This window comes from Thiorhodococcus drewsii AZ1 (assembly GCF_000224065.1).
GTDB lineage: Bacteria > Pseudomonadota > Gammaproteobacteria > Chromatiales > Chromatiaceae > Imhoffiella > Imhoffiella drewsii.
On record NZ_AFWT01000042.1, the window covers coordinates 16,003 to 36,196 of the forward strand.

A 20,194-nucleotide genomic window follows, 5' to 3' on the forward strand; every position below is an offset into this window, starting at 1 on the left:
ACCTGAGGATCGGCGCTCGGCCTGGATTCGCGGCAATGAAGGGTCGATCGGCTAGAATGCCGCCGCCTGTAGCATTTCGGGCGCGGGTTTCGCTTCGATTGCGGCGCGCATTCTAACCCGGATAGGGCGAGCGGTGTCTTCGGGGCCGATGCCCTTGGAGTATTCCTTCTGTTGGCGGCTGGCGCGCGTATCTCGGGCGTCGGCCCAGGTCGAGTCGGAGTGGAAGACGGCATGCATCATCATCGGGCGCCATTCGCGCCGACAGGTTCCTGGGTTTTGTTGGCGAGCGTGATTGCCGGTCTTATCGCATGGCGCTTCGCGATCGCGGCGCTCATGCCGGTGACGCTCGACGAGGCCTATTACTTCGATTGGGCGCGTCATCTCGCCTGGGGCTATTTCGATCATCCGCCCGGCGTCGCATTGCTGGGGCTCGGGGCCTTGTTCGAGCCTGGATCGGCGTTCGCGGCGCGGTTCGGCGGACTTCTCGCCGGGACAGCGACCCTGGTCGTGCTGGCCGTTTTCTATCGTCGTTGCGGGCTTACAAATCCGGTCGATCTGGCGCTGGCACTGGTACTCGTCGGTGGCACCCTCCCTGGACTCGCGGGCGGTGTGCTCACCACGCCCGATACACCGCTGGCCCTGGCCTGGGCCTTGGCGTTGCACGAGGCGGAGCGGGCGCTGGCGGTGGATCGGCGGCGCTGGGTTACGGCGGGATTGGCGGTCGGGCTCGGGCTGCTCGGTAAGTACACCATGGTGCTCATCGGTCCCGTCCTGCTCTGGGCCATCCTGCGCGCCGACTGGCGGGCGTTGCGGACGCCCTGGCCTTATCTGGGCGGGCTCGTCGCGCTGCTGGTCTTCATGCCCAATATCCTTTGGAATGCCCATCACGATTGGGTGACCATGCGCTTCCAGTTCGGTCATGGCTTTTCGACGGAGGTCGGTGCGTTGGCCTCCGTGCCTGCCGAGGTGGTCGAGCGCACAGGGTTCCAGTCGCTCGGTGAGCGGTTGGGGAGCCTCTTCGGCTATCTCGGGGTGCAGCTCGGGTTCTGGGGACTGATCGCGGTGCCCTTGCTGTGGGCGGGCTGGTCGAGGAGATCGGTCGATTCGGCGGACACGGCGCCGGTCCTGTCTGCGCATGGGCGCGCGCTGCTGGTCGCCGCGACGCTCTTTCCGCTCGGCTTCTTCGCGGCGATCGCGACCTTCAGTCAGGTGCAGGCGAACTGGCCGCTGATGTATCTGCTGAGCGCCGCGCCGCTTGCGGCGATCTGGCTGCGTCGGGTGCGGGTCTGGGTCTATGCGGCGGTCGGCGTCAATCTGCTGCTAGTGACGCTCTATGCCTATCATTCGGCAACGGCCGCTCTGCCGCTCCCGGACAGTCAGAACCGCATCCTGCGCGAGACCCATGGGTTCGCCGAGCTGGCCCAGCGGGCGGCCGAGCTGGACGCGCCCGTTTATGTGGATCGTTATCAGACCACGGCCATGCTGCGTTTCTATCGCCCGGACTTGGGGGCCGATCAGTGGCCGGGGCTGACCCGGCCGTCCGAGTTCGTGCGTCGACGGATGGATGAGCCCTTGGCGCGGTCTGGCCCCTTCTGGCTGGTTACCCGTTTCGGGGCACCGCCGGCGATCGAGGGATTTGGCGTCGAGCGTGATCGCACATTCTACGATTGTGCCGGTGAGCCGCTTCGAGAGGCCGAGACCAAGCCTTGTCGACGGCCGCTGCATACCTGGCATCTGTACCGTTATCGACCGAACCCTTAGCCCGAATGGGGCTGTTCGGAATCTGGTCTGTGGCGGTCATGTTCGGTCGTCCTCGACGTAGCGGGTTTCGATGACTGGGCTGGCGTCGAGGGTGCGGTGGACGGGGCCACGCTCGGTGATTTCCAGTAGGCGTCTGCGCTGGGTGGCGTCGAGCGAGCCGTGGATGTTGAGGCGCTGGACGATGCGGTCGAGACGGCCGTTCTTGATCTCGCAGCTCTCGCGGTCCTCGGCATAGACACGCTCGTGCCGGAGGCTCACCTCGATGTCGTCGAGCGGGATACCGTGACGTTTGGCGTACATCCGCAGGGTCATTGAGGTGCAGGCGCCGAGCGCCATCAGCAGCAAGTCGTAGGGCTCCGGGCCGAGGTCCGATCCGCCGTTCGGCTTGGGCGCGTCCGCCAGCCATTGATGGTGTGCGGTGTAGAGCCCGTGCAGGAAGTTGGTGTCGATTTCGGTGACCAGCACCTCTTTCGGCTCGACCTTGGGCGCGGTTCCGGTGCTGGGCTCGAAGCTGTGTCGACCGATCCCCAGGTAGCGGCTGGCCCAGGCGACCAGCGTTTCGGCGACATACTCGGCATCTTCGCGGTTGCTCAGCATGTGGTCGGCGTTGTCGAGCGAGATGAAGCTCTTGGGGTGGCGGGCCGCCTGGTAGATCTTGGCCGCTTCCTTGATGTCGACGATGGTGTCGAGCGGCGAATGGAAGACCAGCAATGGTCGATCCAGGTGCCGGATGTGCTCGGCCGAGCCGTATTGCTCCAGGTCATTGAGCAACTGCTTGCGGATGCGGAATCGGCGCAGACCGATCTTGACCTCCGCCTCGCCTTCTTCCTCCAACTGACCGCGCGCGCCGCTGAAGAGATGCTGGACATGGGAGGCGGTCGCCGGGGCGCCTATGGTCACCACGGCCTCGACCGAGGGTAGCTGCGGGGCGGCCGCGAGCACCGCCGCGCCGCCCAGGCTGTGCCCGATCAGCAGGGCAGGGGCCTCGAAATCCTGCTCCAGCTTGCGTGCAGCCGCGAGCAGATCCTGAACGTTCGATGAGAAATTGGTGTTGGCGAAGTCCCCGTCGCTGTTGCCCAGTCCGGTGAAGTCGAAACGTAGTGCGGCGATTCCGCGCGTCGCCAGGGCGCGACTGATACGGCTGGCCGCCGCCACGTCCTTGCTACAGGTGAAGCAGTGGGCGAAGAGCGCGTAGCGGGCGACGGGGGTGCGGTCCGGCGGCATCTCCAGGAGACCGACGAGCGTATGCCCCTCGGCGTTCGGGAATTCGATTTTGATCCGTGACATGCGAAGGCTACCAATGCGATGGGATGCGGTTGTTTATCGGGGTGTGCGCGAGGGCTCTCTGATCGGATCCGATGATCAAGCGTCGATTCGATTCGGACCGGATGTCGATGGCCATTCTCGCTCGGCGATTCGGCCGTCGTTGGATGATGCACCGCAATATAAACAGGAAAGAACGGTTTCGAGCAAGTTTCGTGGGTAAAAGTTCAATTTAATCATTACATTAAATTCTGAACTCGGTGGGGCTGGAGCCCCTCTGTCATGTGGGACAGGCTGGAGGATGGGCGCGACAAAAAACGGTCGGCGTGGCAAAGTTGTGCGCATGAACGCCTCATCCCGCCCCTTGCATGCACGCATCCATCTGGATGCGATCCGTCACAACTATCGCATCGCCAAGGCGAGCGCGCCGTCGAGCCGCGCGCTCGCCGTGGTGAAGGCGAACGCCTATGGTCATGGGGCGATTGAGGTGGCGCGCGCCTTGGCACCGGAGGCGGACGGCTTCGCGGTGGCCTGTCTGGAGGAGGCCTTGGAGCTACGTGAATCCGGCATTCGCGATCGAATCCTGCTGTTGGAGGGGGTCTTCGCACCGGATGAGCTCGCCCAGGTCGACGCGGCCGAACTGACCATGGTGGTGCATTGCCGCGAGCAGCTGGACTGGGTGCTCGCGGCCCGCCCCGAGCGTCCGCTGCGCTGCTGGATCAAGGTGGATTCGGGGATGCATCGGGTCGGTTTCGCGCCGGGAGACTTCGGCGCGATCCATGCCGCGCTTGGCGCCTGCGCCCACGTCGGCGAGTTGGGCGCCATCACCCATTTCGCCCGCGCCGATGAGCCGGGCCATCCATTCATCCAGCGCCAGCTCGCCGATTTCGACCGGGCGCTCGGCGGTAAGGCGGTCATGTCGAGTCTGTCCAACTCGGCGGCGGTGCTGTCGCTGCCCAGAGCGCACCGGGATTGGACGCGGCCCGGCATCATGCTCTACGGCATCTCTCCATTCGTGGCGTCCCATCCGGCGGCGGCCGAACTGCGGCCCGCCATGACGCTGGAATCCGCCATCATCGCGGTGCGCGATCTCGCGCCGGGGGAGCCGCTGGGATACGGCGGTCGTTTCGTCTGCGATCGACCGACGCGGGTCGGGGTCGCGGCGGTCGGCTATGCCGACGGCTATCCGCGTCACGCTCCGGACGGTACACCGCTCGCGGTCGCGGGACGTCCGACCCGTCTCATCGGTCGTGTCTCCATGGACATGATCATGCTGGATTTGACGGGGATGGAGGATGTGGGGTTGGGGGCGCCGGTGCAGCTTTGGGGCGATCGGGTCCCGGCCGCCGAAGTCGCCCAGGCCGCCGGGACCATTGCCTACGAGCTCTTCACCGGGATCGGTCGGCGCGTGCCGCTCATCCATGAGGGCGTCTGAGCGATCGGGTTCGGCTACTGGAAATGGTGGACGTAGCGCAGGTTCAGTCGCGACCCTTCGGTGCGGTTCTCCGCCGCAGTCTCCCAATAGGCGTTGATGAAGACATGGTCGTGCTGGGAGACGTGGTAAACCATGCCCGGACCGATGCCGAGCACCTGTTCCTTGGTGTCGGAGAGATCGTGCCCGTCGAGCTTGTTCTCGGTGATCTGCTTGAGATAGTAGCCGTTGATGCCGATGCGCAGCCGGTTCGGCAGCACCTCGTAGGCACTCGCGAAGTTCAGATGGATCGCCTGTCCAGCCTGGCTGTCATCGGCGCCGAGCCAGGTGTGGGGGTCCGAGTTCTCGGCGTTCCAGAGGTAATGCAGACGCCATGAAACCGTCCACTTGGGGCTGATGAAGGCGGTGGCTGCCCAATAGGGATTGAAGGAGAAGGTGTTGCTGCCTGGATTGAGCGCATGGTCGGCGTCATAGGCGCCAGTCGGGAAGATCATTTGGAACTCGACGCGGTGCATGAAGCGCGGACCGTTGGGACCCATGATGGGGTCCCACTGCAGGAAGGGACCGATCAGCAGGTCGCCGAGGTTGGCGCTGTTGTCCGAGAGGGCGAAATTGTCCTCGGGATCCAAGTCGAAGCCAGCGATCGGCTGCATCAGGTTCATGCCCCATTTGCCGCCCCATAACAGCTCCTGGTCCGACTGGTAGGCGATCTGGGTGATGCTGATGTTGGCATCGACCTCTGCCTTCTCCAGTCCGCGCGGCGTGGGGACCCGCATGTCGTCGCCGTCCACATCCTTGAGCCGACCGTCGCGGTAGATCTGGACGTATTGCTGGACGTACCAGCCTGGACCGGCCGGCGGGGCTCCGTCGAGAAAGCTAGTGAAACCCAGATTGACGGCGGGAAGGTCATAGGCGAGCGCAGATTGGGTCGCGGCCAGTCCCAATGCTGCGGCCAAGACGTACGAGCTGGAGATTCGCATGGTTGCGCCTTTTTTGTCGTTATTGGAGAGCGGCGCAACCTTAACATGGCGGTCATCTGGGATTACACGGTACGCATGGCGACCCTTTTGACCGAGATCAGGCGTTTTGAGCGGAGTCTGAGCCGCGCCTTCGCGGCGCGCGCGAATCGGTGCTCAGACGGGTGGTCGAGTCGCGATCATGGATGGCCGTTGCTCGAAGGCATCGAACCAATCCGCGAGTCCGGGATGGCCGGTTCGCCAGTCCCCGACGGCGCCGCGCAGATCCAGATAGCCGAGTGCCACCGCGATTGAGATGACGCCCAAATCGATCCGGTCGCCAAGGGTGTCCAGGTCGGTTTCGAGTCGGTCGAGCGCGCGCTCGATTGCGCGTCGCTTGAGGTCCAGCCACCAGTCCCAGCGTTTTTCCTCGGGACGTTTGCCCAGTTCCATGAAAATGAGGATGGCGGCGTCCAGGATGCCGTCGGCCAGGGCCTGTTCGCGCAGCACCTGCCAGTGCATCTCGCCGGTCGGGGGAATCATGGGGCGGCCCACATGCTGGCGGTCCAGGTATTCGCAGATCACCGGGCTGTCGAACAGCGTTTGGCCGTCGTACAGGACGAGCGTCGGGACCATCGAAAGCGGATTCTCGGCAGTCAGTGCGTCGGGCTCGGACCAGCCGTCGATCGTTTCGATCGTAACCTGATCGATCAGTCCCGTTTCCTGTAACAGGACCATCACCTTGCGGACGTAGGGTGAGGTGTGTGAATGGCGGAGCAGCATCGGATCCCCCGGTGTGAGCTTCGTACGGAATACTTGAGTCTTTGAGTTTACGCCGGTATCGCGACGAGGCGAACGGCAATTGTCAGTAATTCATCGATTACTAATTTTGCGGCCGTTCGGTGTCGCTACGCCCTGGTTGCGGACCTGTTGTCAAACGTTCGGTTTGCCGTTGTCCAGCGTCCGGTTTAGAGCTAACTTAGCCGGCTTCGGCCTCGTCGGTCGCCGCATTCGCCGACGATGACGGGGGTCGCTCAGATCGTTTCGATCGTCTCGTTTCGCCATTCATCCCGACCACGGGGCGCCGGGGTTTCTTCGTTGTGTCCCGCCCCGATCGAGGGAATTCGATCCGCCAGCGCCTCTGTGCGGCACATCCTTTCATTTAGAGCGCCATTTCCATGCAACAACTCACTCCAGAAGGTCAGGTAATCGTCGCCGGCCTGTCCCAGCGCTACGGCTTCAGCCCCGACGCGGTCACCCACATGCTGTTCGCCGTGGTCAATGGCAACGGCTCCATGGCGCAGTTCAGCCATCCCGAGTTCGGTGGTTCCGGTCAGTGGATGCAGGGTGGCATGCTGATGCTGGGCGATATGTTCAACCATTCGCTCAAGGGGCGCGTCGATGCCTTGTGCGGCGAGCTTTCTGCGATTCTCGCCAATCAGCCCGGTCTCTTGCGTAGCGGCAGCTTCCAGTCCCAGAGTCAGAGCGGCAGTGGTCAGCAGCATCAGGGTTCGGGTGCGCCCATGGGCGAGTCCAGCCTGTTCGTGCCCGATCCATCGGCCAATTGGTGGCCGAGCGAACTCGGCGCACCCAACGCGACCGGCTCACAGAACGAGATGCGTTATGCCTATTTTGCCAACGCACGCAGGCTCGCAGTTCAATCCTGTGGGCAGGTTTGGGTCTATGACACCCTCGATCATCAGATCGGCGGTTTTTCCCAGCAGCAGGGCATGGGCGGCTCGATCCTCTTCTCCAGCCAGTACGGCACCGTGAATCTGGCCAGCCTGCCGGTCGTATCCATCGACGGACGTCCAGCCGCGCCGCCCCAGGCCGAGCCGGTTGGCTCCTCTGCACCGGCTGCGGGGGCCGCCTCCGGCGCCGAGTCGGACATCTTTTCCGCGATCGAGCGGCTGGCCGATCTGCGCTCCAGGGGCATCCTCTCCGACGACGAGTTCTCCCAGAAAAAGGCCGAGCTGCTGAGTCGTCTCTAACCGCGTCTCCGATGTTCGCCCCGTCCCGAAACCGGCGTCAGGTCGCGCTCGGTCCGGGGTGGGGTCGGTACCCCAGATCGAGCGAAAGCCGCTTTCCAGCCTCCATCAGATCCTCGATCCATTCCGCCCGTCGCCGCAGGATCGGCGCCGAAACCGAGAGTCCAGCGCTGACATTCCCGGTGCCGTCGTAGACCAGAACCCCGATGCAGCCGACGTCCATCTCGGCCTCCTCGTCGTCCAGGGCGTAGCCGAGCGCGAGCGACTGGGCGCAGGCGGCGATCAGGCGCGGGAGGTCGGTGATGCTGTTGCGGGTATAGGCGGGCAGGTTGGTGCGCTCGGCATAGGCGCGGATGGCGGCCTCGCCGGCTGCGCCCAGCATCAGCTTGCCGACGGCGGTGACATGCAGCGGTGCGCGCGAGCCGATCAGCTGCTGGACATGGATCATGCGGTTCGGGGTCGCCTTTTCGATATAGACCACGGCGTCCCCCTCGCGGATGGTCAGGTTGACCGTTTCACCGAAGCGGTCGCGCAGATCCTCCATGATCGGTCGAGCGATGGCGCGCACGTCGACATTGCCGTGCAACCGCACGCCGAGCTGCAGCAGACGCAGACCGAGCCGGTAGTGTCCGGCCGAATCCTTCTCGACGAAGCGGTTGTGGATCAGCGAGGCGAGGATACGGTGCGCGGTCGAGACGTTCAGGCCGGTCTCGGCGGCGAGGATCTTGAGGCTGACCGGATCGGGGTAACGGGCGATGGCATCGAGTAGAGCAGCCGCGCGATCGATGACTTGGATGCCGGAGGGGCTGTTTTGAGTCATGAGGAATTTTCCAGAATGATTTTCGTATTATGAAAACATGTCTGGAGCGATTTGCCTTGTAGCTCTGGTGATTGAACGGGGCATCCAAGGGGGTGTGGTTCTATTGGCGGGGGCGTTCCTCATCCTGGCATAAGGGGAAAGAGTTGTTGCTTTCGCCCTGTCTGACGACCTGTGGAGATGCCAAATGGGAGGAAAAGGGGCCAGTGCGGCCTGGCAAGGCCGCGTGATCTAGCGGGTGGGAATCCCGCCTGGGTAATCGTGAGCCGCGAGCCCAGTATCGAGCCTTGCGGCGTGGCTGGTAACAGCCGTGTCGATGCGTAGGCACGAAAGCAGGCGAGGTGCAAAGGAAGCGGGTGAAGCCGCCCTTGAAGGTGTTGAGCCCCGAAAATTTTTGCGTTGGGAGTGCCGACGGGTTTGTCCCCCGGCAGGCCACAATCCATGCCGCGCTCTGGCGAGCGGCATGGGTACTCCCCGGGGTCCGAGGCCGTGTCGAGCCTGACATCGAGAACACGTGGTCACCAGGGAGATCCGAGCATCGGTCCGCCGGAAGCGGGCACCCGCGAACAAGTGTAAGCAACGAGGACGCGGGCGGCGATGCTGGGAAGTCGGAGCCATCCATACGAGCGATGACGCCCGGTAACGCGGGCCGAGCAAAGGGGTGGCGGTTTGAGACAACGCGAGAGCGATACACGGCCCTACGCCGAGAGGACTCTGACCGTGACAACCAAACTCGAGCGTTTCACACGAATGGCACGTGAAGAGCCGCCGATGCGGTTCAATGCCCTGATGGGTCTGCTCAGCGATCCTGAAGGGTTGCGTGAAAGCTTCGAGCGTCAGGACGGACGCAAGGCGCCCGGAGTCGATGGGATGAGGAAAGACGACTATGGCGTCGATCTGGATCAGCACCTGGAGGAGTTGTCGGCACGGTTGCGCCGACTGGGCTATCGGCCACAGCCGGTGCGGCGCACCTACATCCCGAAAGGGGACGGCCGTTATCGGCCTCTGGGGGTGCCCGCGTTCGAAGACCGGCTGGTGCAAGATCGCCTCAGCGTGATCCTGCAAGCCATTTGGGAGCCGGAGTTCCGAGACGGCTCCTATGGCTTCCGTCCGGGACGCAGCGCGCACGATGCGCTGCGCCGCCTGGCGGAGGTCATCACCAACGAGCGGACGCAATGGGTCGTCGAAGCCGACATCAAGGGCTTCTTCGATCACGTGTCCCATGCCCACGTGCTGCGCTTTCTGGAGCACCGCATCGGCGACCCCAGGCTGCTGCGGATCATCCAGCGGTTCCTGAAGGCCGGCATCATGGAAGACGGCATCTTCACATCCAGCATTGAGGGGACACCGCAAGGCGGATTGGTCTCGCCCGTGCTCAGCAACATCTACCTGCACTACGTCCTCGACCTCTGGTTCGAGCAGCGTTTTGCCAAGCACTGTGCGGGCAAAGCCTTTCTGATCCGCTACGCCGACGACTATGTGGCCTGCTTCGAGCAAGAAGCGGATGCGCGCGCCTTCATGGAGGCCATGCCTGAGCGGCTGGCGCAGTTCGACCTGGAAGTCGAGCCGAGTAAGACCGCCCTGTTGCGGTTTGGCTCGCAGGCGCTCGGTCAACCACACGACCGGGGTGACGAACCGCGCACCTTCAGCTTCCTCGGCTTCACCCACTACGTGGGCCGGAGCCGTCGAGGGCGGTTCGTCATCGGACGCAAAACCGACGGCAAACGCATGAGCAAGAAGCTCAAGCAGCTCAATGAGCGACTGCGTGCCCTGCGCACTCAAGGCGTTGCGGCCATGCTGGCCTATCTCATCCGACACCTGATCCAGTACTACGGCGTCAGCGGTAATACCCGCGCTGTGGCTGGGTATCACTACCAGGCGATAGGGCTGCTGTTCAAATGGCTGAACCGGCGCAGTCAAAAGCGCTCGCTCAACTGGGAGCGCTTTCGAGCCATCACTGGATCGTTGCTACCGCGCCCGCGCATTGTCCATGACCTCTATCCTATTCCACCGTGGAAGACTCAAACTGGGAGCCGGATAGTGTAACACTCCAAGTCCAGGGCTTTGAAGGTCACGTAAGGTGAACATTCTGGCCCCTGCCGTCTTCGGGCTTGCCACGCTGTCGAATCGTCCGTCTGCACGGTTGGCCAGCCCGGTACAATCGGCGCCCTTTTCCGATGACGGGACACCGATCGTTTTGCTGACCCCACTGCTTGAGCGCTTCGCGGCGCACTGCCCCATCCCGACCATGGTCCGCGCGGTGCTCGAGCGCAGCTTCCATCCGCAGCAGCTCGATCGCTGGTTCGAAACCACGGCTCAAGACCAGTACACCCGCCAGCTGCTGTTTGTTCGATCTGATGCGACAGGTCGTCACCCGCCAGCAACCCTCGGTGCATGCGGCCTATCAAAGCGCCCGTGAGCCGATCCCGGTCTCCCTGAAGGCGGTCTACGACACGCTCAGCGGGCTCGAGCCCGAGGTCTTGGCGGCGTTGGTCGATTACAGCGCCGAGCAAGTCAGCGAGGTCGTCGGCGCTCTCGAGGGTGCCAGAGCCTCGTTGTTGGCCAACTACCGGGTCAAGATCCTCGATGGCAATGCCTTGGCCGGACGCGAGCACCGTCTGGCCGACACCCGGACGCGGAGCGCCGCCCCCTTGCCGGGCAAGGCGCTGGTGGTCTTCGAGCCGGCGCTGGAGGTGATCACGCAGCTGATTCCCGAGGTGGACGCCTATACCCAGGAGCACGCCTTGCTGCCGCAACTCGAGCGCAGGATCGAGGCGGGGGATCTGTGGATCGCCGACCGCAACTTCTGTGTCGCCTCCTGGATCTGGACCCTGCATCAGCGCGGAGCGTGCGTGCTGGTGCGCGAGCACCAGCAGATCCCACTGCACCCGCTCGAGCCGATGCGCCAAGTGGGGCGCAGCGACCAGGGCGTGCGGAGCGAGCAGCGCGTGACGATCACCGCCCCTGACGGCCAGCAGACGCTCGAGCTGCGTCGCATCCGGCTCGAACTGGAGACGCCGACACGTGACGGCGAAACCCGACTGTATCTGTTGACGAGCGTGCCCGAAACACATGCCGATGCCGCACAGATCGCCGCGCTCTATCGCGAGCGCTGGACCCTGGAAAAGGCCTTCCTGCACCTCACCACGCAGTTGCGCTGCGAGATCGACACCCTGGCCTATCCGCCCGCGGCCCTGTTCGGGTTGACCATGGCCATCGTCGCCTACAATGCCTTGGCCGTGATCAAGACCGCGTTGCGTCAGGTCCACGGCGCCGAGACCATCGACACGCAGATCTCGGGCGACTATCTGGTCAACGAAATGGCCCGGGTCAGCGACAGCCTCGAGACGCTGGTGACGCCCGAGGAATGGGCCGCGTTTCATACCCTCACCCCAGCAGCAATGGCGGCTTGGCTGCTCGCCACCGCCCAGCACGTACAGCTGCGCAAGTACCGCAAGCATTCACGCGGCCCCAAGAACCCGGTTCCGGCGCGGACCCATGATCCGACCAAACAGCATGTCTCCGTCGCGCGCCTTCTTGAGAAACGTCGAAAGACCCTGCGAACCTGAGGGGATCGATCGGAGAAGACGCTCATGATCACGATCTGTGACCTTCAAAGCCCTGCTCTCAGCCGTTCAAACTGTGGCATAGATCACGGAAATCCTGCCTTGCCGCGTTCAGGGGCGATCGGCAGCTTTCGCGAGCACTATACAGCCATACTATTTGTGTGGTAGTTGAACCCTTGCAGTCGGTCCAGGCGCAGAGCAATCGTATTCGTCGGGATGTGAGTGCCAATCCCCGCCGTGCGGGGGAGTCTTCTGTCCAAACCAAGGAAAGCCGCCCATGTTCGCCTCCCGAGTCCTCGCACCCAAATGTTCGTTGTGGAGTCTGCCCAGCTTTGTGTGGCTGGTCGTGATGGTCGGGCTGTTGGCATACGGCCATGTAGCACGGGCTTGGGATCGGGATACCGAATGGCAGGTGGTGGAGATCTATCTGGCGACCATGGGCTATGCCCCGGATGCCGAGGGCTTCAATTACTGGGTCGGCAATATTCAAACCGATTCTCAATGGACCCCAACCACTGTTGCACAGAGCTTCTTCGATCAGCCGCTGGTTCAGGCGCAATATCCTGACTCAATGGGCTATGGTCCGCTGATCGAGGCCCTGTACCAAAACATCTTTGGCCGTGCTGCCGACACTGAGGGCTACAACTACTGGCTGGGTGAGTTGGAAGCCGGTCGAGTGTTGCGCAACCAGATGATCATCGCTCTGATCAATGGCGGCTGGGATAATCCCGAGGCCGCCACGGATATGGCCCGTTTTGGTAATCGCGTCAATGTTGCACTGGCGTTTGCGCGTTACCAGACGGATCATGGCATCGTCTACAGCCGGCTCTCAGCTGAGGATCAAGTCTATCTGCATCAAGCGGGGCGCGATGTGCTGGTCGATATTGGATCTGCCACGGATGACTATCTCGTTGGCGTTGAGCGGATTCCGGGACTGCTGGATCGGCTGGCGGGCCAAGCGATTAAAATCAATGGATTGGTACAAGTTGGCCGTATCGGTGACGGCACGGTCAAACTCTACGACCGTGCGGGTCGCCTGCTCGGCTCTGGCAAGACCACTCGCGGTGATTCGCTGGAGAGTGTGGGCCACTTTACCATTGACAGCTCTTCTCTGGATCCAAACGACTATTATCAGCTTACTGTCAGCGGCGGTGCGTTGTTCGACGCTGATTTCAATGATGAACTGGATGAGACACCTACGGCGCTCATAGGGACGGTTCGCGCTATTTACACGGGGAGGCAGCTCCTGGATACTGAGGATGTCACGATCAATCTGGTCAGCGACATGCTCGTTCGCTTGCTGGGTCCGCAATGGGCCACTAAAACACCAGAGATACTTAGCACATCCATTGCTGAATTGCTGCCAAACATTTTGCGCGATCTCAATGGCGATGAAATCGTCGACCTCGGCGACGTCGCTCATTTTGATGAGATGTTAGCCGACCATCGCTTCCAGTTGACCTTCGACTTTACGCAAGCGCACCACGGTTACTTGAGTGCTTTCTTCATCCAGGATGCAGCCCTCAGACCCGACCTGGATACGGCGCTTTTTACATTAATTCCACCGCATATCTTGCTTGCAGAGGACGCCGATTATTTCACGCTTGGGGATACACTCAATTGGCGCCTGGCTGTTGCCAGCGATGCCTATCCCGTGACGTGGTCGATTGACGGGAAAGCGTTCGAGGGTGAAAGTTGGGTACCTGATCAGGTGGGTCAGTACCAACTGGCCGCTGACGTCCATGACGCGACAGGGGCCGTCATTGCCCGCAGCAGCCGGCTGCTAATCGTCGATAGCTCCACCGAACTCACCACCCTACAAGCTGGTCCTGACGGCGCTAGTGTGATCGTGCTTGACAGCGACAGCGGACTCGATGGTGCGCGGATCGTGGTTCCGGCGGGAGCGGTCTCGACGAATACTCAAATCACGCTGGCCCGCTCGACCTTGGATGTATTGCCCGTGACGGGGGCGGTGGCGCTCTCGCCGGTGCTTGAAATGCAGCCGACAGGATTGACCTTCGAGCAACCGGTGCAGATCCGGATTCCATTCGATCCCGCGCAGTTGTCGATAGGCGATGAGTTGCGGATTGCGCGGCTTTCGGACGGTGAACTCGACTATCTGACGCCAACCCGTATTGATTATGAAAACAAGGAGGTTATTTTTGAAACTGATCATTTTTCGCGTTTTCGCTTGCATAAAGGACTTCCTTATTTTCAAGAGACAGAAAGCGAAGATTTTATTCAGGAAATTCAGTTATTTATGCGTGGTTATACCGATAATTTAATATTATGGGAATCCAACAAACCAGTTATTAAACCAGTTACCTGGAATGATCAGTTGACAACAGATGAAATTGCTCAAATTCTCAATCGCGATTTATCTTTCGATAGCTATCGCTGGCTCGATTCGACGCTTACTCCTTATACTCTATACAATGATTTCAAAAACAACAAAGAACGTTTTGATGGTGTTTATGACAAAGCGATGTCTTACAACCCCAGGGGTTTAGGCAGATTATTTCGTCAGCATTACCCCGGATTCAACGCTTATAGTGCAACGCTTAATATTTATGAATCACTCAGGCATTTTGTCGGTGGAAGTGCATTTGCCGAAAATTTTGCAATAGCCTTCTTGGCAAAAAAAGTTTTTCAGGGAGCGATTAATAAAAGCTATGTTGGTAGCATGATTAAATTTTTATCCGCAAATACGGATCTATTGGCAAGAACGATGCAAGGATTTGAGGATACATGCGTTGGCAACAGTATGCTTAAAGTAAAAAATGGCGCTCTTGATAATAAGGCGCTAGAAAAAACTCTTGAAGACGCAGGTATTTTTGACGAATTTTATCGCCCGGGTGCCTCAGGAGTACAAGAGTGCAGTCTAACACAGGATCCTACAAGTATAACTCGGGAAACCATGCTGAATTCTTACTGGGAGCCTCTCTACAACTTTTGGCAGCTTATAGCAAATTATGAAGCATCAAAGGCTGTTGGGGAAGATGGTTATAATGCTGAAAAAGCATTAAAAAAAGTTATTTTGTCTGCATCTCAAGATGTGATCGTAACGGCTAATTACAGGTTTGTTTTGCCGTCGCCATATGCTGACAAATTAAGCGTTGATCTTGATCCTTTAAGCGATTTCTTTTTTGCCGTAAATAGCGAAGTTGACAAGATTGATATTAAAGCTGAGCTTTTAACATCAGGTTCTGGATCAAATATTTACCTAGAATCGATTGGGTATGAAATATTAGATGCTGATGGAGTTGCTGTTTTAGGTGCGTTCTCTGATTTCGAGAGCGGAACCAAATATTTGAAGCCAGGTTATAATTATTTTCGCATCAGGGCCAATGTTCAATATAAAGAATATGATAATCAAGGAGAGGCGCAGGTTATAACAAAAAAATCAGAAAGAAAATTTAAAATTTATAGAAAATCCGCTTCCACGAAAAAGCAATTCAGTGCCAATGGTGGCGGCACTTGTACGCCAACTCTTGACGCAAGCGGCAAACAGATAAAAAGCTGTATCGTTCCAAGTTTCACCGTGAAAGATACTGCGCAGATAAACGCTGTCCGCGCGGTCACCGAAAATCAATTTGTGGCTGCATCTTTGAGCACAGTCGTCTGGCCGAAAGCCGACTACAGTCTCTACCTGACCTGTGGCAGCTACCACTATCAGGTCGGCTCGAATAGCGCTTTAGTCGTCCCCGCCAGCGAAGCCGGACAATCCGCATTGTCTAATTGCACGGTCAAAGTCGTTGGCGTTGGCACGGACAGCGATGAAGATGAAATACTGGAGTCGACTTTTAAGTTGGATCTCAAAGCAGCACTCCAAATCGCCAATGCCACTGAGGTGCCGACTGATCGTGCCGTTATGGGGATCTATAAGGTCGGTGGCGTCAAGGTAGCCAAGTTGCGCCAGGAGCAGGAGGCCAGTACCGGCGACACGATTAGTTATGTTTTTTACCTGCCGCCGGGCAGCACCATTCTTGCCTATGATCTCAATGGTGATGGTGCTTTTGGCAGCAAACCCGAGGCGACCGTTTCCGCCTCAAGCACCCAAGCGGGCATTTATACATATTCGGTTAACTATCCTGTTGGTGGCGTCTTTAAGCCCGCGCTCAAGGTCAGTATCAATGGCGTTGAAAGTACTGCCAGCGCGCCTGAAGTCCAGGTTGTTCCAGCGGGGATGACCCGGATCGATGTAGCGGTCTCGCCGGCAAGTTTGCAGACTGAACTCAGTACCCCCATTTCCCTGACAGCGACCATCAGCGGCGACTACACCTCAATCACCTGGAATAAGATCCAGGGTCCAGCCGCTCCCACCTCCGTTAGCGGCAATACCACGAAGACGGTTCGCTTGAGTTTGCCAGCCGCTGGCACTTATGTCATTGCGGTGAGGGTATGCAATGGCAGCAGTTATTGCGTCACTGAAAATGCGACGATAACCGCCGGGACGTTGCCGACTGATCCGACTGATCCGACTGATCTTGGTCATTTTATGGATAACGGTAATGGGACAGTGACAGATACGCGCACTGGGCTGACGTGGATGAGATGCGTATACGGAAGTACTTGGACTGGAAATACCTGCGAAGACGCTCAGATTAATTCTGATGGGATGTTCGTGAATCTATATTCATGGCACGCAGCTAATGCAATGAGAATAAATTACGCTGGCTATTCAGACTGGAGACTTCCCACTTCAAGCGAAGTTATTGGCCTATTTGATATCAGATATGAACCAGCGATTGACCCTATTGTTTTTCCATCTTTCCAATATCCATATTATATATGGACAGCAGACTATCTTGGTGTGGATGTGTTCGATATAGAGACTGCGGTTTACGCTAGTTTTTGGAATTGCTTGTTTAGCTCGTTTGGGTGTGACGTTCAGCAGCCCACTACATTCGACTCAGTAACAGAAACTGAAAATCTTTTACTATTTGTACGTGGTGGCGTAGCTGCGGAAAGCAGCTCTAAGGAAGAAATGGTAGTTGCTAATGCGAATCAAATTGGAATAAGAGAAAATATGGGCGTTGAATTTAATAATATCTACGATTCGACGTCTGTAGCTCGGCAATATGTTGTTGCCACCGATAATGCCTTAGTCTTTGAAGACACCAATGCGCACCGCGATCTCTACTATTACAATGTCTTCACCACTCGCCCCACACTCCTAACCTGCTCACCTGACTACGTCGCCAGCAATGCCGACAGCCACAGCCCGCGCTTTGACGTAACCAACAACCGCGTACTCTTCCTCTCCCGCGCCACCAATCTAGTGCTCGGCGAGCAAAACGCTGCACAGCAGCTCTATCAGGTTGATCTCGACACCGGCTTGATCCGCCGCCTATCCGAGACCCTGGATGGTCAACCCGCTAACGGCGACATCAGCCAGCTTGAACTAGCGTCCGAGGCTGGCCAGGTCGTGTTTCGTTCCGAGGCGACCAATTTCGAGTCCGGACCGGGACTTTACAGCCAGTCGCTCGATACAGGGGTACGCGAGCTTCTTGTCAAAGCGGAGGAGATTGACCACATCGCCAGGGTTGCCGAGCGTCCAGCGGTCGATGCCGGGGCCAATCTACTCGTCTACGATCGTCTGGACACCGAGGGCCAGCGCCAGATTCATACCCTGGATCTCGCCACCGGCATTGAACGTCAAGAAACTCCGCTCAATGACGCGACTGTAACAGCCTGCTGCGCACGCATTAGCACGGACGGCCGTTATCTCGCTTGGCATGAGACTGATGCGCTAGGTGTCATGAGGCTACGCCTGCTAGATCAGGCTAGTTGGCGTGACGCACTCATGGACTGGCCGGCTAGTGTCAGCTCCAACCTTGAAGCGGTTCGACTCGAATTCCGCGAGGGTGGACGCGAACTCTGGTGGATGCCCACCGAATGGACCCCCGGACAGCCTGAGGTACTCTACAGGCACCTGAATCCAGTGTTCGTCGCGCCGGAGCAACTGCACTAATGGTTTGAGCACACGCGCGGCGGCATCCCCGTCGCGCGTCTGGTTCATTGCCAAGCATTCCCTGTTATGAGGGAAAATGGGGTCAGTGCCTGATGTATCCCCCACTAAAATATAATAAGAACAGTCTTTTAAATAAAATGAGTAATCCCCCGGCTTTGCCGGGGTGTCAAGTCCCCTAAGATTATATACGCGCTTTTTGAATAGTTCGGGGCGCTTCTCAGCCCAATCCTTGAGGGCTTGAATCGGAGCGATGTGCCCGAGTGCTTTTTGCGGAATGTGTTGGTTGTAGACCTGGACGTAGCGGGTGATGGTCTGCTCCAGACTCTGAGAAGAGTCGAAGCGTGTGGTGGCCAGCACCTCGGCGATGCGCCCATTGAAACGCTCGACCATGCCATTGGTCTGTGGGGTTCGGGGTTTGGTCAGGCGATGCTCGATGGCATGTTTGGAGCAGACCTGATCGAAGCGATGCTGCCCGGTGGGTAAAGTGGACCCTAAAAATCGGACAGTCATTTAAGTTGTCAGGCCGGCACGAAAGGGTTGATCACAATGGGTGAAGCAAAGCGCAAAACCTACGCCGCCGCGTTCAAAGCCAAAGTGGCCTTGGAGGCCATCCGTGGGGTGAAAACCGTCAACGAGATTGGCCAGGAGCACGGTGTGCACCCGGTTCAAGTTGGGCAATGGAAGAAGGAGATCTTGGAGCACGCCGGCACGCTGTTCGAGACCAAACGGGGGCGCAAACCTGCGGATGATCAGAGTGCGCCGGAGCGCCTCTACAGCGAGATCGGGCGCCTGAAGATGGAACTGGACTGGTTGAAAAAAAGTCCGGGTTGAGCCTGTGAGCACCCGTCGCGGATGGATCGAGCGTGCGGGTGAGGTGGCGGTGATCCGCCAATGTGCCTTGACCCCATCCCATTACACAGAACTCTGAGTGTACGATAGCGAACTATTTTTTCTGAGACATGTTGGAGCACACGATGGGCTGGGCGTCGGAAGAATTGGCCTCGATTGATCTGGGCGACACGCGCCGCAACCGGCGCGCGATTCAGTTGATCGAGCGCTTGGCTGAGCATCCGACGGCGAGTATTCCGGGGGCCTGCAACGGCTGGTCGGAGACGCAGGCGGGCTATCGGTTTCTCGGCAGTGAAACCTACGACTGGCTCGACATCCTTGAGCCGCATCGTCAGTGCACGCAGACGCGCATGGCGGCCCATCCGGTGGTGCTGTGTCTGCAGGACACCACGGAGCTGGACTTCAACGGCCAGACGATCAAAGGACTTGGTCCCTTGAGCTATGAGGCCCAGCGCGGGATGTATCTGCACCCAACCTACGCGGTGACGCCCGAGCGCGAACCGCTGGGTGTGCTGGATGCCTGGATGTGGGCGCGCGAGCCAAAAGACGCCGACGGGCACCGCCCAGGTGCCCCCGAGAGTCTGCGCTGGAAAGAGGGCTATGAACGGGTCGCGGACCTGGCCGGAGAGTTGCCCGACACCCGCCTGGTCTATGTGGCGGATCGTGAGGCCGACATGCTGGAGCTGATGGTGCGCGCCCGTGATTTGGGCACCCCGGCCGATTGGCTGTTGCGCGCTAAGCATAACCGTGCGTTGCCCGGTGGCGAGGGCAAGAAGCTGTGGGGGAGTGTGCTGGAGAGCGAACCACTCGGGGAGGTGCGCTTCAACCTGCCGCCAGGACGCGGGCGCACCGCCCGAACGGTGCGTCAGGAACTCTATGCCCAGCGGGTGAGCCTTTCGGATCGGCGCCAAGGTTTCCTTGAGGTCACCTGCGTGATCGCCCGTGAAGTGGACGCGCCCAAGTGCGTCAAACCGATTGAATGGCGTCTGTTGACCAACCGCAGCGCCGAGACGCTCGAGGCCGCTGTCGAACTGATCGAATGGTATCGGGCGCGCTGGGAAATCGAGCTGCTGTTCTTGGTCCTCAAGGAAGCCTGTCGTGTCGAGGCCCTGCAACTGGGCACTGTCGAGCGCCTGCAGCGCGCCTTCGCGCTGTTTCTGGTGGTGGGATGGCGCATCGCCCGACTGATGCGACTGGGACGCACCGTGCCAGACCTGGATGCCTCGCTGCTGCTCGAACCTGAGGAGTGGCAAGCGGCCTACATTCTGGCCAAGAAGCCCGTGCCCAAGCAGTCTCCGCGACTCAACGAGGTGTTGCGCTTGATCGCCCGCCAGGGCGGATTTCTCGGACGCAAGGGCGATGGCGAGCCTGGTGTGAAGACCATTTGGCTCGGACTGCAGCGCATCAGAGACGTGGCAGCCGGGATCAAATACGCCAAAGAATCTCATGACTTATGAAGATGTGTGTAATGAGATGGCTTAGGCCGGAACACACGATGATCGAGGCCAACAGGGGCATTGATCATCGTTCGGTCCACCTGCCGCGATGCAACTTCGGCCGACCAAGCAAAGCGCTGACTTCGAGAAAC

Annotated in this window: 13 protein-coding genes and 2 pseudogenes; 9 read left to right on the forward strand and 6 right to left on the reverse strand. The window is 59.5% G+C overall.

Going from position 1 to position 20,194, the window contains the following annotated elements:
* Positions 1 to 51: 51 nt before the first annotated feature.
* Positions 52 to 243: a hypothetical protein gene (locus THIDRDRAFT_RS19620; RefSeq protein WP_139058828.1), complete on the reverse strand. Its 192-nt coding sequence runs from the start codon at positions 241 to 243 to the stop codon at positions 52 to 54.
* Here THIDRDRAFT_RS19620 and THIDRDRAFT_RS19625 point away from each other — a divergent pair.
* The gene (locus THIDRDRAFT_RS19625) at positions 232 to 1,761 is read left to right on the forward strand and encodes a glycosyltransferase family 39 protein (protein WP_007042655.1); all 1,530 of its coding nucleotides are present in this window, start codon (positions 232 to 234) and stop codon (positions 1,759 to 1,761) included. The two genes, THIDRDRAFT_RS19620 and THIDRDRAFT_RS19625, sit on opposite strands and share 12 nt — an antisense overlap.
* A 36-nt stretch (positions 1,762 to 1,797) precedes the next feature.
* Here the strand turns inward: THIDRDRAFT_RS19625 and THIDRDRAFT_RS19630 are convergent, their stop codons facing one another.
* The gene (locus THIDRDRAFT_RS19630) at positions 1,798 to 3,048 is read right to left on the reverse strand and encodes a bifunctional alpha/beta hydrolase/OsmC family protein (RefSeq protein WP_007042656.1); all 1,251 of its coding nucleotides are present in this window, start codon (positions 3,046 to 3,048) and stop codon (positions 1,798 to 1,800) included.
* Between the two features lie 319 nt (positions 3,049 to 3,367).
* Between THIDRDRAFT_RS19630 and alr the strand changes: the two genes are divergently transcribed.
* Positions 3,368 to 4,459: an alanine racemase gene (alr, locus tag THIDRDRAFT_RS19635; RefSeq protein WP_040845540.1), complete on the forward strand. Its 1,092-nt coding sequence runs from the start codon at positions 3,368 to 3,370 to the stop codon at positions 4,457 to 4,459.
* 14 nt (positions 4,460 to 4,473) lie between these two features.
* On the opposite strand, the gene THIDRDRAFT_RS19640 is transcribed toward alr, so the two are convergent.
* Entirely contained in the window at positions 4,474 to 5,436 is a 963-nt protein-coding gene (locus THIDRDRAFT_RS19640) for a SphA family protein (protein WP_007042658.1), read from the reverse strand.
* Between the two features lie 153 nt (positions 5,437 to 5,589).
* Positions 5,590 to 6,195, reverse strand: coding sequence for a glutathione S-transferase (locus THIDRDRAFT_RS19645; protein WP_007042659.1), 606 nt, complete (start codon positions 6,193 to 6,195; stop codon positions 5,590 to 5,592).
* A gap of 395 nt (positions 6,196 to 6,590) precedes the next feature.
* Here THIDRDRAFT_RS19645 and THIDRDRAFT_RS19650 point away from each other — a divergent pair, with 395 nt between their 5' ends.
* Positions 6,591 to 7,403, forward strand: coding sequence for an SHOCT domain-containing protein (locus tag THIDRDRAFT_RS19650; RefSeq protein WP_007042660.1), 813 nt, complete (start codon positions 6,591 to 6,593; stop codon positions 7,401 to 7,403).
* A 37-nt stretch (positions 7,404 to 7,440) separates the two neighbouring features.
* Here the strand turns inward: THIDRDRAFT_RS19650 and THIDRDRAFT_RS19655 are convergent, their stop codons facing one another.
* Positions 7,441 to 8,220, reverse strand: coding sequence for an IclR family transcriptional regulator (locus tag THIDRDRAFT_RS19655; RefSeq protein WP_007042661.1), 780 nt, complete (start codon positions 8,218 to 8,220; stop codon positions 7,441 to 7,443).
* A gap of 717 nt (positions 8,221 to 8,937) precedes the next feature.
* Between THIDRDRAFT_RS19655 and ltrA the strand changes: the two genes are divergently transcribed.
* The 4 genes from ltrA to THIDRDRAFT_RS24100 all read left to right on the forward strand — a co-directional run bounded on the left by ltrA (position 8,938) and on the right by THIDRDRAFT_RS24100 (position 17,757).
* Positions 8,938 to 10,263: a group II intron reverse transcriptase/maturase gene (gene ltrA / locus THIDRDRAFT_RS19660; protein ID WP_007042662.1), complete on the forward strand. Its 1,326-nt coding sequence runs from the start codon at positions 8,938 to 8,940 to the stop codon at positions 10,261 to 10,263.
* A gap of 34 nt (positions 10,264 to 10,297) precedes the next feature.
* The gene (locus THIDRDRAFT_RS26890; protein WP_139058829.1) at positions 10,298 to 10,636 is read left to right on the forward strand and encodes a hypothetical protein; all 339 of its coding nucleotides are present in this window, start codon (positions 10,298 to 10,300) and stop codon (positions 10,634 to 10,636) included.
* Positions 10,575 to 11,786, forward strand: coding sequence for a transposase (locus THIDRDRAFT_RS19665; RefSeq protein WP_007042663.1), 1,212 nt, complete (start codon positions 10,575 to 10,577; stop codon positions 11,784 to 11,786). The genes THIDRDRAFT_RS26890 and THIDRDRAFT_RS19665 overlap by 62 nt, the downstream gene beginning before the upstream one ends.
* Before the next feature lie 274 nt (positions 11,787 to 12,060).
* Positions 12,061 to 17,757 carry an Lcl domain-containing protein gene (locus tag THIDRDRAFT_RS24100; RefSeq protein ID WP_007042664.1) on the forward strand — a complete coding sequence of 1,899 codons (5,697 nt, stop codon included), beginning with the start codon at positions 12,061 to 12,063 and terminating at the stop codon, positions 17,755 to 17,757.
* Between the two features lie 165 nt (positions 17,758 to 17,922).
* Here the strand turns inward: THIDRDRAFT_RS24100 and THIDRDRAFT_RS24890 are convergent.
* Positions 17,923 to 18,249: pseudogene (locus tag THIDRDRAFT_RS24890) on the reverse strand (integrase core domain-containing protein); the annotation flags it as partial.
* A gap of 54 nt (positions 18,250 to 18,303) precedes the next feature.
* Between THIDRDRAFT_RS24890 and THIDRDRAFT_RS19680 the strand changes: the two are divergent.
* Both THIDRDRAFT_RS19680 and THIDRDRAFT_RS19685 read left to right on the forward strand, forming a co-directional pair.
* Positions 18,304 to 18,658 (forward strand): annotated as a pseudogene (locus THIDRDRAFT_RS19680) (transposase); the annotation flags it as partial.
* Between the two features lie 73 nt (positions 18,659 to 18,731).
* Entirely contained in the window at positions 18,732 to 20,063 is a 1,332-nt protein-coding gene (locus tag THIDRDRAFT_RS19685) for an IS4 family transposase (protein ID WP_007042667.1), read from the forward strand.
* Positions 20,064 to 20,194 lie beyond the last annotated feature (131 nt).

Excerpts from the sequence above, each read along its gene's own strand:
- THIDRDRAFT_RS19655 (WP_007042661.1), bottom strand. The coding sequence starts at position 8,220 with ATGACTCAAAACAGCCCCTCCGGCATCCAAGTCATCGATCGCGCGGCT.
- THIDRDRAFT_RS24100 (WP_007042664.1), top strand. The coding sequence starts at position 12,061 with ATGTTCGCCTCCCGAGTCCTCGCACCCAAATGTTCGTTGTGGAGTCTG.
- THIDRDRAFT_RS19685 (WP_007042667.1), top strand. The coding sequence starts at position 18,732 with ATGGGCTGGGCGTCGGAAGAATTGGCCTCGATTGATCTGGGCGACACG.
- THIDRDRAFT_RS19640 (WP_007042658.1), bottom strand. The coding sequence starts at position 5,436 with ATGCGAATCTCCAGCTCGTACGTCTTGGCCGCAGCATTGGGACTGGCC.
- THIDRDRAFT_RS19630 (WP_007042656.1), bottom strand. The coding sequence starts at position 3,048 with ATGTCACGGATCAAAATCGAATTCCCGAACGCCGAGGGGCATACGCTC.
- THIDRDRAFT_RS19665 (WP_007042663.1), top strand. The coding sequence starts at position 10,575 with ATGCGACAGGTCGTCACCCGCCAGCAACCCTCGGTGCATGCGGCCTAT.
- THIDRDRAFT_RS19645 (WP_007042659.1), bottom strand. The coding sequence starts at position 6,195 with ATGCTGCTCCGCCATTCACACACCTCACCCTACGTCCGCAAGGTGATG.
- THIDRDRAFT_RS19620 (WP_139058828.1), bottom strand. The coding sequence starts at position 243 with ATGATGATGCATGCCGTCTTCCACTCCGACTCGACCTGGGCCGACGCC.
- THIDRDRAFT_RS19650 (WP_007042660.1), top strand. The coding sequence starts at position 6,591 with ATGCAACAACTCACTCCAGAAGGTCAGGTAATCGTCGCCGGCCTGTCC.
- alr (WP_040845540.1), top strand. The coding sequence starts at position 3,368 with ATGAACGCCTCATCCCGCCCCTTGCATGCACGCATCCATCTGGATGCG.
- THIDRDRAFT_RS19625 (WP_007042655.1), top strand. The coding sequence starts at position 232 with ATGCATCATCATCGGGCGCCATTCGCGCCGACAGGTTCCTGGGTTTTG.